The following is a 15272-nucleotide window of genomic DNA, read 5'->3' on the forward strand; positions in this document are numbered from 1 at the left end:
ACTCTTATCTTTTAGAGATGAGTTCTTTATAAGCTAAGCCACTATTTTTAATGGTGCGTTGCTGCGTCTTATAATCTACATACACAATACCAAAACGTTTTAAATAACCTTCTGCCCACTCAAAGTTATCCATTAAGCTCCAAGCAAAGTAGCCATCTATAACAACACCTTGTTCAATCGCATTATGAACCGCATTTAAGTGATCATTATAGTAATTTAAACGATCTAAGTCGTTAACTTCACCATTATTATATGTATCGGGCATGGCTGCGCCATTTTCTGTTATATAAATAGGCGGTAGGGTGTATGTTTTATTAAGCGATACGAGCAGGTCGGTGAACGATTGCGGGTAAACTTCCCATCCCATATCAGTCAACGGACCTGTAGGTGCAATGGGTTCATAAATGTCAGTAGGATGCGCCTTATAAACTTGGCGGGTATAAAAGTTAATGCCTAAGTAATCAATTGGCTGAGAAATTAATTCCATATCAGCAGGGTGTATGTCTGGTAAATGATCGCTTGGTAATTGGTTAATTATATCCGGGTATTTACCATCCATTATTGGTTTCATGTACCACTGATTTAAGTAGTCATCAGCGTATTTGGCACTGTCTATGTCTTGTTGATTATCGGTAAGTGGATATGCGGGTGTAAAGTTAAGCACAATGCCGTTTTGAGTATTAGGCGATGTTTTATTTAGCACGTTCATGGCCAGACCATGAGCGAGTAATAAGTGATGAGCTGCTTTTTTACCATACTGCTTGCCGACTAGGCCTGGGGCATGTATGCCAATTTCGTAACCCAAAAACGCGCTGCAAAAGGGTTCGTTTAATGTAGCGTACGAATACACTCGTTTTCCAAATGCGTTAGTAATTAGTTCTACGTATTGCTCAAATGCATAAGCTGTTTTTCTGTTGAGCCAGCCGCCTTCATCTTCAAGGTGTTGCGGTAAATCCCAGTGGTACAAAGTAACAAAGGCTTTTATATTTTTTCGTTTTAGTTCATCTAAAATATCAGTATAAAACTTAACGCCTACAGGATTTAACTTTCCGTCTTGAGTCATCACGCGAGGCCATGAAATAGAAAGCCTGTAAGCATCAACACCTAGAGACTCTATTAAATCTATGTCTTGTTGCCAATTATTGTAATGATCGCAGGCAATATGACCATGTGAATTGTCAGCAATTTTACCTGCAGTACTACAAAAGGTATCCCAAATACACGGTAAGCGATGCTCATATCCGCCCTCTATCTGAAATGATGCTGTAGCTACACCATAAACAAAGTCTTTTGTTAATAGAGGTGAATTAAATGGTAATGATATTTTTGTCATTGGTTACAAACCTTTTTGAGAACTTAATTGCACGCTTAGCGCTTATTTTTACTGACTTTCAGCGGGTACAAAACATTATTAAAAATAAAAGTTGTTGAAATATGTAACATGTTCGTATTTAATTAGCCGTGAAAGCGCTTACATTTTTAGATTAATGTTAATTAATCTTCAGGTCAACTCTTAAATACTGCGCCTTAGCGGGGGTTGTATTAATTACTTACTGAAGATCAATTTATAATAATAAATTGCGGAGAGCACATGGCTAGTTCAGCACCACTGACATCACACACACAGTCGCAAAACCACCAAGAGAAAAACTATGGTTTTGCACTTACATCTTTAACTTCACTGTTTTTTATGTGGGGTTTTATTACTTGCTTAAATGATATTTTGATTCCGCATTTAAAAGCGGTTTTCGATTTAACGTATGTACAAGCAATGCTTGTGCAGTTTTGCTTTTTTGGCGCTTACTTTTTAATGTCACTCCCTAGTGGACACATTGTTAAAAAGCTTGGTTATAAAAAAGGAATCGTGGTTGGGCTTTTAATTGCGGCAGTAGGGTGTGTCTTATTTTACCCAGCAGCGTCTTTACATAGTTATCCTGTATTTTTATTCGCTTTATTTGTACTTGCCAGTGGCATAACGTTATTACAAGTATCTGCAAATCCTTATGTAAGTTTGTTGGGTTCAGCAAAAACAGCGTCTTCTCGTTTAACGCTTACTCAAGCTTTTAACGCGTTAGGCACTACGGTTGCGCCATCATTTGGTGCTCTGTTAATTCTGGACTCAGCGTCGGATGCCTTTTTAACACCGGCACAAAATGCAGAATCAGTACAACTTCCTTACCTTCTTTTAGCTGCAATGCTTATTTTACTAGCCGGTATTTTTGCATGGCTTAAATTGCCAGACATTATGAGTGAACAAAAAGAAGCGGCTAAAAACTCAGAAACAATTGAAGGAAGTGCATGGCAATACCGTCACCTAACATTAGGTGCTGTGGGTATATTTATGTATGTTGGCGCAGAAGTGGCAATTGGTAGCTTTTTAGTAAGCTTTTTAGCGCAAGAACATATTGCAGGACTAAAAGAGCATGTTGCAGCTCATTACATCACTTATTATTTTGGTGGTGCTATGGTTGGGCGTTTTATTGGTGCTGCTGTAATGCAAAAATTACCCGCTGGTAAAGTACTTGGCTTTAACGCGACCATGGCTATTATCTTAGTCGTTATTGCCATGAGCACGTCGGGTCAATTAGCAATGTGGTCAATACTCTTGGTTGGTTTATTCAATTCTATTATGTTCCCCACTATTTTTAGTTTAGCGTTAAATGGACTTGGTAAGCATACAGCTCAAGGCTCTGGTATTTTGTGTTTGGCGATTGTGGGTGGTGCAATAGTGCCACTTTTACAAGGTGCACTTGCTGATAGTGTGGGTGTTCAACTTTCGTATGTTTTACCTATTTTATGTTACATATTTATCGTGTTCTATGGTTTAAGCGGTAGTAAACCAGTTCAAGCGCAGGAGACTCTATAATGAAAACCCCTTTTACACTTAATAAAATAGCCTTAGCAACATTAATTGCATCAGTAGGTACTTTATCGGCTTGTTCAAACGACGCAGTAACATCGGTTGAAACTAATGAAACGTTATCTAAAACAGCGCAAATTTGGCCAAAACTTAATATTGCCGTTAAAAAAGATGCCGATATTGAAGCTAAAATAGTTAACTATTTAAAAGCCATGACACTTGAGCAAAAGGTTGCTCAAATGATTCAGCCAGAAATTCGTGATATTACCGTTGAAGATATGCGTAAATATGGCTTCGGTTCATACCTTAATGGCGGTGGCGCATTCCCTAATGGCGACAAACATGCAACACCAATGGACTGGGTAGCCTTAGCAGAGAGCTTTTATCAAGCTTCTGTCGATGACTCACTTGATGGCAGTAGTATCCCAACTATGTGGGGCACCGATGCAGTACATGGTCATAATAACGTAATTGGCGCGACGCTTTTTCCACATAATATTGGTTTAGGCGCGGCTAATAACCCAGATTTAATAGAGAAAATAGCGTCTATTACCGCAGTAGAAGTAATGGCTACGGGGATAGATTGGGTATTTGCACCCACTGTAGCAGTAGTACGAGACGACCGATGGGGCAGAGCGTACGAAGGCTACTCTGAAGATCCAAAAATTGTTCACGATTACTCAGCAGCGATTGTAAATGGATTACAAGGTAAAGCCGATGACGATTTTTTAAGTGACAAGCGTGTAATTAGTACCGTTAAGCACTTTATTGGCGACGGTGGCACGGTTGGCGGTGATGATCAGGGTAATAATATCGACAGTGAACAATCATTATTTGATATTCACGCACAAGGCTATGTAGGCGGTTTATCAGCAGGAAGCCAATCGGTTATGGCTTCTTTTAATAGCTGGAATGGCGTTAAAAATCACGGCAATAAATATCTACTTACTGATGTATTAAAAACACGAATGGGTTTTGATGGATTTGTAGTAGGCGATTGGAACGGTCACGGTCAAATTGAAGGCTGTACTAACGAAAGTTGTGCGCAAGCCGTTAATGCTGGCCTTGATATTTTCATGGTTCCAACAGGTGCCTGGAAGCCTCTTTATAACAATACAATTGCGCAAGTTAAGTCAGGCGAAATTAGTATGTCGCGTATTGATGACGCAGTGAGCAGAATATTACGCGTAAAACTTCGCGCTGGTTTATTTGATAAACCAAGCCCGGCTAAGCGTCTTTACTCTGGAAAAACAGAACTAATTGGTGCCCAAGAGCACCGCGAAGTAGCACGTCAAGCTGTGCGCGAATCACTTGTGTTACTCAAAAATAAAAATAACCTATTGCCTATTGCAGCTAATCAACGCGTACTTGTTGCAGGTGATGGTGCCGATAATATAGGTAAACAGTCGGGTGGTTGGAGTATTACGTGGCAAGGTACTAATAATAAAAATGCTGATTTCCCTGGTGCTACTTCGATATATAAAGGGCTTGAAGATCAAGTATCTGCAGCAGGTGGAAGTGTTACTTTAAGCGCTGATGGTACGTTTGAGCAACGTCCTGATGTTGCCATTGTTGTATTTGGTGAAGAACCTTACGCAGAAGGGCACGGCGATAAAGATAACCTTGAGTTTGAGCGCGGGAATAAAAAGTCATTAGCACTTTTAAACTCACTAAAAGAGCAAGGCATTCCTGTTGTATCTGTGTTTATATCAGGTCGACCTATGTGGGTTAACAGCGAACTTAACGCATCTGACGCGTTTGTAGCTGCATGGTTGCCAGGTACAGAAGGCGCAGGTATTGCTGATGTTTTATTAAAAGCGGCAGACGGCACCATTCAAAATAACTTTAAAGGTAAATTATCGTTTTCTTGGCCTAAATCAGCAGTACAAACTGCGGTTAATAAAGGCGATGAAAATTACGAGCCATTGCTCCCTTATGGTTTTGGTTTAACGTATGGCGATAAAAACGTGCTAGCTGACGACCTTGATGAAGACTCTAAACTTGATAACTCAGGGCTTACGAGTATGGATATACTTGTTGGTGCACCTGTAGCACCATGGCGCTTATTGTTAAAATCGGGCGATGAGCTTTTAGATGTATCGAGTAGTACCCATGAATTTGGTGCAATTAAATACCGTACTGAGGACAAAACAGTACAAGAAGACGCGCGCCAATTTAACTTCAGCGGTACAGAAAAAGCCGGTGCTGAAATAGTAACAAGCTTTGCAGAAGATACCATTGCCTACGTTGAAGCCGATAGTGTGATTAGCTTTGATATTAAATTAAACGAAGCACTAACGAGCGATATAGCACTTGCTATGACTTGCTCGGGTGAATGTGGTGCAAGCATTGATTTAGCAAACGTAGTGGATAAAACCATTGAGAATAAATGGCAGTCAGTATCAATCGATCTAGGTTGTTTTGCTGATAAGGGTGTTAATTTTGCAAACCTAACAAGCCCATTTAGTTTACGCAGCAATGGTAAAGCGTCAATTTCTGTCGCTAATATTCAGTTTGTGCCAAATAAAGCAGGCGAAGCTACACTGTCTTGTAAGTAGTTTATTAACTCTATTGTGTGTATACCAAAGCCCTTCGAATGAAGGGCTTTTTTTATGTAGAGGTAACCTGCATAAACACTTGAGCTAATTGATATAACTTAATAGGAACTGGTAGCTATAAATACAAGGGTTACCGCGTTTTTATAAGAGGGGCCTTTTTGATAATTACTTATAAAATAATTAGCACTGCATTAAGAGGTTTTTCTCGTCAAAGCTGACTACTTTATCTCTGCCAGTTTCTTTAGCAAGATAAAGGCGCTTATCAGCCAGCGACAGTAAGTCTTTTACACTCATTTTACCATTTAGTGCACTACTCACACCGGCGCTTACAGATAGGTTAATATGCGAGTTTTGATAATAAAATGGATGCTTAGAAATATTTTCACGTAAGTGCTCTGCATATTCTTTAGCTGCTCGTAGAGAATAGTCTGGTAGTAATATAGCAAACTCTTCACCGCCTATTCTGGCGCAAATACCTTCATCAATAAATTGCTCTTTTATGTGCTGCGCAATCCATTTAATTGCTTGATCGCCGGTGTCGTGGCCGTACTTATCATTTACACGCTTGAAAAAATCGATATCTAGAATAATTACAGATACGTTTTTATCACTGTTGTTAGGTTGTTTAAGGGTTTCTTTGGCATTATTAAAGAAGCCTCTTCGATTAAATAATTGTGTAAGAGAGTCGGTATTCGCAAGGTTCGATAGCGTGTATTCACTATTAGAAAATAACAAAAATGGCAGTATAAGAGCACTTAGAGTGGCTAATAGTAAATGACTAATAAGCACAATTTGCAAAGGGGTTGCTACATCTTGAATACTCGAACTAAGTACCGGTATTGATAGAAATATAGCATTTAAAAACATAACACCGCTGTGCACTAAAAAGCAGGTGATCAACGCCTTTTTCTGGGCTTTAGCAACAAAGCTCATGCTTTTGATTAAATACGCCGTGTAAATAAATAATCCGGCAATTACTAAGCTCGTTAGCATTTTTGCTGCTTCGAAAGGATAAATTGCCAATAACAATAAACCAGAAAACCCAAATATGCAGTAAAGAGGCATTAAACTAATATTCTGTATATTTTTATATTTATATAGTCCAATAATAATTAAAAGTGGGCTCATAATCATAGAAATACTAGCCAAGTAGTGGGTTATCAAAGGAAAGTCTATGTATAAGCGCAAACATGCCAGTATTTCTGCTAGAGAAAATGTGGCACAGGCTAAACCAAATAGTAGAAAAGATGTTTGTTTTTTATATTTATAAATTGAGAGAAAGAATAAGCTTATGAGTAAGTTAAGAATAAAAGAGAGGAAGATCACAGTAGGCAAATGAAACATGATTTATTCTCTTTATTATAAAATGATGAAATATATATTCAATTAAGTGTGTAATTATTATGTATTAATAAGAAAAGGTCAATTCGGTTAAAAGGATTGCTTTTCAATTTTCTGCATTCTACCTTAAGAATTATTAACGCCAGCTAAACCAAGCTCTCTAAAGCTGATTTAATATCTGGATGATGAAAACGATAATTATGAGCTAGTACTTTTTTAGGAACTACAAATTGTCCCGTTGTAAGTAAGTCTGACATTTCACCCATTAATAGTTTAAGCACTACGGTTGGCATAGGGATAAATGCAGGTCGTGATAACGCCTCGCCTAAGCTTTTACTAAACTGAGTGTTGCTCACAGGGTTTGGTGCAGTTGCGTTAACAGGACCTGATATTTCAGGATGTCTAATAATAAAAAGTATTAGCTGAATCATATCGTCGATGTGTATCCACGACATACCTTGCTCGCCATCACCAATAGGGCCACCCAAGCATAATTTAAAAGCGGGTAGCATTTTACTTAATGCCCCACCTTTTTTGGCCAAAACAATACCCGTGCGTAATAGGCACACTCTGGTTTGTTCTGATTGCGCAAGTAAAGCTGCATTTTCCCAGTCTTTACAAAGCTGGTGGCTAAATTCGTCGTGTGGGTTTTCACAGGTTTCATCAATAGTGTTACTATTTTGTCGACCATAAAAGCCTACAGCACTTCCAGAAATAAAAGTATGCGGGGGAGTGCTACAAGCTTTAATAGCTTCGCTAATTTGTTGTGTAATACCAATACGGCTGCCGCGTATTATTTGCTTTTGCTTGTCGCTCCAGCGTTTATTTACAATCGGTTCGCCAGCTAGATTAATAACAATATCAACGGTGTTAAAATCTACTGTATTAACATTGCTTACGGCTTTAACTTTATGTCCCAGTAATACGTTAGCTTTAGTTGGATTTCGGCTAAGCACAGTAACAGTATTATGATGAAGTAAAAAAGGGCATAAGTGCTTACCAATTAATCCCGTCGCGCCAGTAACAAATATATGCATTATTAATCCTTACAATAAAATAGTAGCAAGTGATTAAAAAACATACTCGCTAGCAAACAGCTTTGCAAATTTATACGTAAAACAGGCTTTTATGATCACTTCGTCATTATTTCATTTAATTACCTTTTGCCTTACACTAAGGCCATATAATTAATAAAAGGATTAATAAATTGGCAAGTTTAACTGGAGTAAATAAAAGCTTAATAGTTTTTGCTTCCTTAGTGGTCGTACTCGCGGGGATAAAAGCAGCAAGTGTAATTATTATTCCGTTTATTTTGGCAGCGTTTATTGCCATTATTTGTAATCCGCTAATCAAGTTTTTTGCGCGCTACCGAATTCCTAAAGGCATTGCTGTTATGTTGGTAGTGCTTATTATAGTTGGCTTAGGTGTGAGTCTTGGCGGGCTTGTAGGGCAATCAATAAATGATTTTTCGCAGCAACTTCCTGAGTATAAAACACAACTCAAAGAAGAATTTGTATGGCTGGTAGATTTAGCATCTCAATACAATATATTGATCAATAAAGATCAGTTAATCAATATGTTCGACCCAGGTAAAATGGTTGATGTAGCCACCAATATGCTCACTGGTTTAGGTGGCGTAATGGCAAACATGTTTTTAATTATTTTAACTGTTGTTTTTATGCTGTTTGAAGGGCCAATGCTGAGCAAAAAAATACACATGGCACTTGAAGATCCTGATAGCAAAATGAAGCAAATTGACCGCTTTTTAGAGTCTATTAATTCATATTTGGCAATTAAAACGCTAGTAAGTTTAGGTACGGGTATTATTGCTGCGTTTTACTTATGGATTTTGGATGTAGACTACTTTGTGCTTTGGGGCGTATTGGCGTTTATGTTCAATTACATTCCTAATATTGGGTCAATTATTGCGGCTGTACCGGCAGTATTACTTGCACTTATTACTCAAGGCCCGTTAATTGCGGGATTGGTTGCTGCAGGCTATTTAACAATAAATACGGTAATGGGTAATATTGTAGAGCCTAAATTTTTGGGCAAAGGGCTAGGTCTTTCAACGCTAGTAGTATTTTTATCATTAATATTTTGGGGCTGGTTATTAGGTACTGTAGGTATGCTTTTATCTGTGCCATTAACTATGATTGTAAAAATAGCCCTAGAAGCCAGTGCAGAAGGTAAGTGGGTTGCCACTCTACTAGGCAGTGGCGAAGACGTTGCTAAAAATAACTAACATCTATAACCATCAAGGGCTGTAAAATTAAAGCCCTTGATGGCTACGTTAACAGTAAATACAAGACTATTAATTAACAAACAATTTAATAGCGTCATCCACTGCGTTTATTGCGCCTTCTAAATATCCCGCTTCTTGTTTTGCAAACTCACTCGCTACAAAATGAATATTTAGGTTATTTAATTGCTCATCCAAGCCAGAAAAATCAAATTCTGGGTGCTGTGAAGGCTGAGTTTGATCGTCTCTATTCGCTACAAACTTATCGTCTGCCCAGTCTTTAATAAAGTACCCCGTTGCCTTTTCTGCATCTTTACCATAAAAGTAGCTAAGCTGCTGGGCACAGGCTTGAATTAATTGCTCTTGAGTTACTTGGTTTCGTGATAAGTAGGGCACACCTATAAAGCCAAATAATGCGGCGTAATTGCCATCTTCAGCACTGGCGTCGTGAATTTCGACCATAGGGCCTACGCGGCTAAAGCACTGCCCTGATAAGTTTTTATCACGCCAAAATGCATGTTCAAAAGTAGCTATAAATTTGGCTTGTCCTGCCATCCATGTAGGTACACTACTAAGGCGGTTTATGAGTGCTGGAGTCGCCCATAGTTCAGGTGTTAAGTGTGTTGTAACCATACGAGCAGGAACTGCTGAAATTAGTTTTTCAGTAGTAAAGTGCTTAATATTACCTAAGTGATTAACCGTAATTTGCCAGTTGTTATCACCTTTTTTAAGCTCAGTGACATTGTGTTCTAATAACACAGAATCAGGATTAAGTTGCTCGTATAAGGCAGTTATTAAAGTATTCATGCCGTGTTTGAGTCTAAATAGTTGCATATCTCCAGCACCTGCAATTTGTTGAGGCTGCTTGGCGTTAGGTGCTTGATATAACACATCACCTTTGTTGTATTGCTCAAATATACTTAAGTGGAGTGACTTTACTAAAGCTTGGATTTTTGGTTGGTGAGGAAATATCCACGTAGGACCCAAATCAAAACTAACATCGTTATTTATTGGTGATTGCGCAGCAAAAATTCGGCCGCCTAATTGCGATTTAGCTTCCAGTAATAAGTACTCAATATTAAGCAGTTGTAATTTATACGCACTGTATAAGCCGGCCAGTCCGCCACCTATAATTATTACTGGTTTAGTCATTTGTTTACCTATTAGCTATTTAGCAATCTACTAGTAGGTAGTTTGTTTTGATATGAATAAATTGTCAAGTAGGCTAAAGGGAGTGAGTAAAGAAACGTAACTAGTCTAGTGCGCTTAAGTTACGTTAAAATGGGTGTTTTAGTGATTCTGTAAATTGATTTATAAGCTCAATTTCACAGAGTTTATAGCTAATGGCCGCTGTTGTCGCATTAGGAAGTTTTATTAAGTAACGCCATTGGCAGGCACTCTCAAGGTACTTTTCGTTATTTTTAATGCTGCGCATAAATAACGGCAATACTTGCGTATTGCCTGTGCTTTCTTGTGATTTAGTTAGCTCATATTTGCGCTTTTGTATCCAACTGCCTTGTGCTTGCTTTGCTTTATCGATTTGGCTATCTAGGCATTGAATATACCGCTTAGCTTCATCGGTTGTTGCTTTAGCGGCTAAAGTACATGCTTCATCTGCAAAGCTGTACTGGCTTGTAGTTAATAGCACAATGGCAGTTAGTTTTAATAAATAGTTACTTTTTGTCATTGTAATTAAACTCTAAGATAAATTGAGCGCCGGCTAAGTTATCAGCATCGGTAATGGTAAGCGTCCCGTTATACGACTTAACTAAATCAGATACAATCGCCATGCCTACGCCGTGTCCGCTTTCGTATGTATCGAGGCGAGTACCACGTGTAAGTAAAGATTCACGTTTATCCTCTGGCACACCAGGGCCATCATCGCTAATTCCAATACACAGAGTTTTACTTTGGATTACTTGTATTTCTACTTGCGAGCGACACGCTTTACAGGCGTTATCAATTAAGTTACCGAGTAATTCCATTAAATCTGTTTGGTCACCTAAAAAGTAATCTTTTTCGGTTACGGTGCAGGTAAAAATAATATCTTTATCACGGTATACTTTTGCCATAGCACTGAGTATTGAATCAAGTACTGGCTTAATAGGTGTTTGCTTTTTCCACGTGTCTGATGCACCGGTTGCAGCACGCTTTAATTGGTGCTCGATCATCACATTAATTCGGTCGAGTTGTTCTTGTGCATCGGCATCGTTTGCCAATGGACTTGATTTTAGTACTGCAAGCGGTGTTTTAAGTGCATGAGCAAGGTCGCTTAATGAGGCTCTGTAGCGCTCTTTTTGGCGCTGTTGCGACTCAAGTAGTAAGTTTAGGTCTGCTTTTATTGTTTGCAGCTCTACAGGGTAGAGGCCTTTAATTTCTTGAATATCACCCGATTCAATCGCTTTTATTTCTTTATCGAGTCGTTGGAGTGGGCGAGCGCTCCAAATGAAACCAATCGCCATTAGGCCTGCAATTGCAATCCCCATGATAAACATCCAATCTACTAGGGTTTGCTTAAAGCCATCCATTATACGAAGTAGAGCGTCGTTACGTTTGACTAATATAAAGCGAGCTTGTTCTGATTGATCTATGTTGTTTAAAATTACAGTCAGGCTAAGTTGCCAGTACGCGGTATTATTATACTCCACACGCCTGAAGTCGGCGGCACCGGCTTTGGTCTCTATTTGTTGAGGTACATAGTTTAAATTTACAGCCGATTCTGAGTTCCAAACAGGGTCATCATCGCGGTAAATCATTGCGTAGGTGTCTGAATTTAATCTGTTTAACTCAGGCGCTAAAATAGTGCTGGGCATAATAATACCATGCTCAGTAAAGTCGACTTCAGATATTAGCGAGTAGAGCTGTGCCTCGAGGGTTTTTTCTGTCGCATCAACAAGTGAAGCGTAATACGCTTTGCCAATTGAATAAAATAAGATAGGGAGTGCGACTAATAAAACAAAGACAAGGATAAATCCTTGCCTTATTTTTAACGATATTTGCGGTATTACCACTGGCTTTTAAGCCTGTAACCACGCCCACGTAGTGTTTCTACTGGGTTTAGTACGCCTTCAGGGTCAAGCTTTTTACGCAAACGTAGTACAAATACTTCAATTACGTTTGAATCAAGGTCGAAATCTTGGTCGTAAATATGCTCAGTAAGTTCTGATTTAGAAATTACTTTTTGCGGATTTACCATTAAGTATTCAAGTACTTTATATTCGTAAGCTGTAAGGCTAAGTTCTTTATCATCAACCCATACTTGTTGTGAACGTGTATGAATTTTAATTGGACCCGCAGTCATTTCTGGATTTGCTTTACCAGCACTACGGCGAATTAATGCATTACAACGTGCAATAAGTTCTTCAACATGAAATGGTTTTGTAAGGTAGTCATCTGCACCTGCATCTAAACCTTCTACTTTATCCTGCCAGCGATCGCGCGCTGTTAAGATTAAAATAGGGATGGTAATGCCTTGTGCTCGTGCTTTATTGATTAGCTCAATACCGTCTATTTTAGGTAAACCTAAATCAACTACGGCCATATCAAGCGGGTATTCTGTAATGTGGAAAAGACCTGCTTCACCATCGTGACATAAATCCACGCTGTAACGTTCTTTTTCTAAAGCATTACGTAGGTTATCTGCTAAATGTAAATCGTCTTCAATAACTAAAATTCGCATTTGTTAATCCTTTTTCACTTCGCCGGTTTTTTTATTTATATGTAAATCAACGACGTGGCCGTCAGATTTGAGTATTCGTACGGTATAAAAATCTGTTTTTTCGGTAATTTTTAAGGTCTTACCGCCTATTGTTTTCTTTGCAAGTATTACGGCTTTCTTTTTGTCCACCTCAGCATGAGATGCTTGGGTGGCCGTCGCTGCTTGAGCAAAGTTAGCTAAGCTAACACAAGCAATAAAACCGAGGCTTAATAATACGCGCATAATGGAAAACTCCTAGACCAGACCCACTTAGTTTAATTAACTAAGTTACTAAAATTCAAGTAAAAACGCTAAATTCGCTTTTATCTCAGCAATTTTAATTAAAATCTTGTGAACAAACCCTGAATTACAGTGCAACACACGCTCTTAGGGTTTAATACACTTTTAAGCAGGGAACACTTTTTTAAAAGGTTTAACAATTGTATTTTCATAGATGCCAGCGGCAACGTAAGGGTCAGCTGCTGCCCACTCTCGAGCTGCTTCTATTGATTCAAACTCAGCAACAACTAATGAACCGGTAAAACCTGCTTCTTGAGGATCTTCACTATCGACTGCCGGAAACGGACCCGCAGTTAATAAACGGTTTTGTGAATCAAGCTCACTAAGGCGTGCTAAATGTGCCGGGCGTGCTGCTTTTCTAAGCTCTAAGCTGTTTTCAACGTCTGTTGAGTGAATCATGTACAACATAAGGAATCTCATAAAAATTGTTAAATTTGATTAACGCAATACTACCACAGCGTTGAAAATTGGTGAATTAAAAGCGTATTTACACAGGTTTACACTTCGATTTTATTTTTAAGCTGTAATTGCTTGAAAATCTCTGTGTAACACTGGTAGAGTCGCTGAAATATACAAAATAATAAAAAGGTTTTATGCATGAGCGAAAATAGAGAACGATTTAGTTCCCGTCTCGGATTCATAATGGCAGCGGCAGGTTCGGCTGTTGGTATTGGTAATTTAGTTGGTTTTCCGGTTTCTGCTACCAAAAATGGTGGTGGCGCATTCTTATTAATTTACGCTTTATTTGTCGTATTTATTTGTTTACCAGTCATGATGGCTGAAATGGCAATGGGTCGTAACGCTCAAAAAGATCCACTTGGTTCGTACAAGCTATTATCTAATAACGATAAAAAATGGAAGCTAGCAGGTTTTTTAGCGGTGCTTACACCATTTATGATTGCTGTGTTTTATATGGTAATAACGGTTTGGATTTTTGGTTACTTAACGCAAACAGGCCTCGGTAATTTAGATTTACTTGCAGATCCTGGCCACTTTGGTGTTTTTATTAATAGTTACACTGTGTTTGGCTATATGGCCGTTGTAGTTATTATTGTTAACTTAATTTTGTTAGGGGGTGTTAAACAAGGCATTGAAAAAGCCGCTAAATTCTTGATGCCAGCCTTACTTTTCATGCTACTTGCTTTAGTTACTTACGTATTAACGCTTGATAACGCAATGGCCGGTGTTAAATACTACATTATTCCTGATTTTTCTAAGATGAGTGCAAGTGTACTTAATGGCGCATTAAGCCAAGCGTTTTTCTCGCTATCGCTGGGTATGGGTATATTAATGACTTACGCGTCGTATATTTCTAAAAAGGATGACATTGTAAGTAGCGCTAAAATGGTCGCTATTACAGACTCACTCGTTGCGTTTGTAGCGGGCCTAATGGTGTTGCCCGCTATATTTAGCTTTGATCCAAACACAGACCCATCAGCACTTTCTGACTCGTCTGTATCAATGATTTTTGTATACCTACCTAAAATATTATTAGCACTGCAAAATGATATTGGTTATGTAGGTGCATCTATTGTTGCGTTCTCATTCTTTTTATTAGTATTTTTTGCAGCGATTACTTCACTTGTTTCAATAGTAGAAGTACCGACAGCAACACTAAGTGACCGTAAAGGTATTAGCCGTAAAAAAGCATTGGGCATCCTTACACTTTCAACCGGTGTACTTACTATTTTATGTACAATGTCGTTTGGTATGATTGACAGCCTTACTTCGTTCACCAGTTATGGCGGCGTTAATAAGAGCTTTTTTGATATTATTGTTGATGTATTTTACGACACAATTTTACCGCTTAATGGCTTAATGGTGTGTTTGTTTGTAATGTACCGCTGGAAAAAAGCACGCTTAACACAAGAGCTAAGCTTAGGTTCGCCTAATTATGCGGGAAGCTTGATGGAAAAGTACGTTAACTTTTCACTTTCAACGTTTATTCCTGTCATTCTAGCTGTGATATTTATAAATACAGTGGCGACTAAGTTTTTTGATTTAAAAATATTTGGTTTTTAAATAGACCTCTTTAAAAGCTTATTGAATAATATAATGCCGCTCAGCTAAGCTTAGCGGCATTTTTTATAGGCGTTTTTTACAGGTATCTGGTCTAACTATTATACCAACCTGCATAAATCTTTGATCAATTTAACGAATTAAATTTCACTATAACGCCGTTAAAAATTTTTTATTTAGAACAACTAGATACAAAAATTTTTGCCTAGTTCTAGCGTAATTTTCTTAACGTTAAATAGACCCCATATATAAGCA

13 protein-coding genes are annotated in these 15272 nt (G+C 38.3%); 4 read left to right on the forward strand and 9 right to left on the reverse strand.

The features are described from left to right. Positions 1-4 precede the first annotated feature (4 nt). Positions 5-1333, reverse strand: coding sequence for a GH1 family beta-glucosidase (locus I6F44_RS16200; protein WP_197174176.1), 1329 nt, complete (start codon positions 1331-1333; stop codon positions 5-7). A gap of 258 nt (positions 1334-1591) precedes the next feature. Here I6F44_RS16200 and I6F44_RS16205 point away from each other — a divergent pair, with 258 nt between their 5' ends. Both I6F44_RS16205 and I6F44_RS16210 read left to right on the forward strand, forming a co-directional pair. Further along, positions 1592-2866: a sugar MFS transporter gene (locus I6F44_RS16205; RefSeq protein WP_197174177.1), complete on the forward strand. Its 1275-nt coding sequence runs from the start codon at positions 1592-1594 to the stop codon at positions 2864-2866. Further along, positions 2866-5418 (forward strand): glycoside hydrolase family 3 protein, encoded by a 2553-nt coding sequence (locus tag I6F44_RS16210; RefSeq protein WP_197174178.1) that lies wholly within the window; start codon positions 2866-2868, stop codon positions 5416-5418. Before I6F44_RS16205 ends, I6F44_RS16210 begins: the two co-directional genes overlap by 1 nt. Positions 5419-5598: 180 nt before the next feature. On the opposite strand, the gene I6F44_RS16215 is transcribed toward I6F44_RS16210, so the two are convergent. After that, complete coding sequence (locus I6F44_RS16215; protein ID WP_442960269.1) at positions 5599-6411, reverse strand: GGDEF domain-containing protein; 813 nt, start codon at positions 6409-6411, stop codon at positions 5599-5601. A gap of 494 nt (positions 6412-6905) precedes the next feature. Further along, entirely contained in the window at positions 6906-7796 is an 891-nt protein-coding gene (locus I6F44_RS16220; RefSeq protein ID WP_197174180.1) for a TIGR01777 family oxidoreductase, read from the reverse strand. Between the two features lie 170 nt (positions 7797-7966). Here I6F44_RS16220 and I6F44_RS16225 point away from each other — a divergent pair, with 170 nt between their 5' ends. After that, a complete protein-coding gene (locus I6F44_RS16225; RefSeq protein WP_170070738.1) occupies positions 7967-9004 on the forward strand; it encodes an AI-2E family transporter in 1038 nt (345 codons plus the stop codon). A 69-nt stretch (positions 9005-9073) separates the two neighbouring features. Here I6F44_RS16225 and I6F44_RS16230 read toward each other — a convergent pair whose 3' ends face one another. The 6 genes from I6F44_RS16230 to I6F44_RS16255 all read right to left on the reverse strand — a co-directional run bounded on the left by I6F44_RS16230 (position 9074) and on the right by I6F44_RS16255 (position 13406). Next, positions 9074-10153 (reverse strand): flavin monoamine oxidase family protein, encoded by a 1080-nt coding sequence (locus I6F44_RS16230; RefSeq protein WP_197174181.1) that lies wholly within the window; start codon positions 10151-10153, stop codon positions 9074-9076. A gap of 124 nt (positions 10154-10277) precedes the next feature. After that, entirely contained in the window at positions 10278-10688 is a 411-nt protein-coding gene (locus I6F44_RS16235; RefSeq protein WP_007585278.1) for a hypothetical protein, read from the reverse strand. Then, positions 10675-12012 carry an ATP-binding protein gene (locus I6F44_RS16240; protein WP_010552535.1) on the reverse strand — a complete coding sequence of 446 codons (1338 nt, stop codon included), beginning with the start codon at positions 12010-12012 and terminating at the stop codon, positions 10675-10677. Before I6F44_RS16240 ends, I6F44_RS16235 begins: the two co-directional genes overlap by 14 nt. After that, positions 12006-12680 (reverse strand): response regulator transcription factor, encoded by a 675-nt coding sequence (locus I6F44_RS16245; RefSeq protein ID WP_007375447.1) that lies wholly within the window; start codon positions 12678-12680, stop codon positions 12006-12008. Before I6F44_RS16245 ends, I6F44_RS16240 begins: the two co-directional genes overlap by 7 nt. A gap of 3 nt (positions 12681-12683) precedes the next feature. Further along, positions 12684-12941 carry a PepSY domain-containing protein gene (locus tag I6F44_RS16250; protein WP_002959808.1) on the reverse strand — a complete coding sequence of 86 codons (258 nt, stop codon included), beginning with the start codon at positions 12939-12941 and terminating at the stop codon, positions 12684-12686. A 162-nt stretch (positions 12942-13103) separates the two neighbouring features. Continuing rightward, on the reverse strand, positions 13104-13406 hold the full coding sequence (locus I6F44_RS16255; RefSeq protein ID WP_010552536.1) for a YciI family protein: 303 nt from the start codon (positions 13404-13406) through the stop codon (positions 13104-13106). A gap of 189 nt (positions 13407-13595) precedes the next feature. Here I6F44_RS16255 and I6F44_RS16260 point away from each other — a divergent pair, with 189 nt between their 5' ends. Beyond that, a complete protein-coding gene (locus I6F44_RS16260; RefSeq protein WP_010552537.1) occupies positions 13596-15020 on the forward strand; it encodes a sodium-dependent transporter in 1425 nt (474 codons plus the stop codon). Positions 15021-15272 lie beyond the last annotated feature (252 nt).

This window comes from Pseudoalteromonas sp. NZS11_1 (assembly GCF_015864275.1).
Classification (GTDB): Bacteria; Pseudomonadota; Gammaproteobacteria; order Enterobacterales; family Alteromonadaceae; genus Pseudoalteromonas; species Pseudoalteromonas arctica.

What these genes read in the sequence shown, in the direction of transcription:
- I6F44_RS16215 (WP_442960269.1), bottom strand. Translation starts at nt 6,411, where the DNA reads ATGCTAACGAGCTTAGTAATTGCCGGATTATTTATTTACACGGCGTAT.
- I6F44_RS16245 (WP_007375447.1), bottom strand. Translation starts at nt 12,680, where the DNA reads ATGCGAATTTTAGTTATTGAAGACGATTTACATTTAGCAGATAACCTA.
- I6F44_RS16230 (WP_197174181.1), bottom strand. Translation starts at nt 10,153, where the DNA reads ATGACTAAACCAGTAATAATTATAGGTGGCGGACTGGCCGGCTTATAC.
- I6F44_RS16260 (WP_010552537.1), top strand. Translation starts at nt 13,596, where the DNA reads ATGAGCGAAAATAGAGAACGATTTAGTTCCCGTCTCGGATTCATAATG.
- I6F44_RS16235 (WP_007585278.1), bottom strand. Translation starts at nt 10,688, where the DNA reads ATGACAAAAAGTAACTATTTATTAAAACTAACTGCCATTGTGCTATTA.
- I6F44_RS16200 (WP_197174176.1), bottom strand. Translation starts at nt 1,333, where the DNA reads ATGACAAAAATATCATTACCATTTAATTCACCTCTATTAACAAAAGAC.
- I6F44_RS16205 (WP_197174177.1), top strand. Translation starts at nt 1,592, where the DNA reads ATGGCTAGTTCAGCACCACTGACATCACACACACAGTCGCAAAACCAC.
- I6F44_RS16250 (WP_002959808.1), bottom strand. Translation starts at nt 12,941, where the DNA reads ATGCGCGTATTATTAAGCCTCGGTTTTATTGCTTGTGTTAGCTTAGCT.
- I6F44_RS16220 (WP_197174180.1), bottom strand. Translation starts at nt 7,796, where the DNA reads ATGCATATATTTGTTACTGGCGCGACGGGATTAATTGGTAAGCACTTA.
- I6F44_RS16210 (WP_197174178.1), top strand. Translation starts at nt 2,866, where the DNA reads ATGAAAACCCCTTTTACACTTAATAAAATAGCCTTAGCAACATTAATT.
- I6F44_RS16255 (WP_010552536.1), bottom strand. Translation starts at nt 13,406, where the DNA reads ATGTTGTACATGATTCACTCAACAGACGTTGAAAACAGCTTAGAGCTT.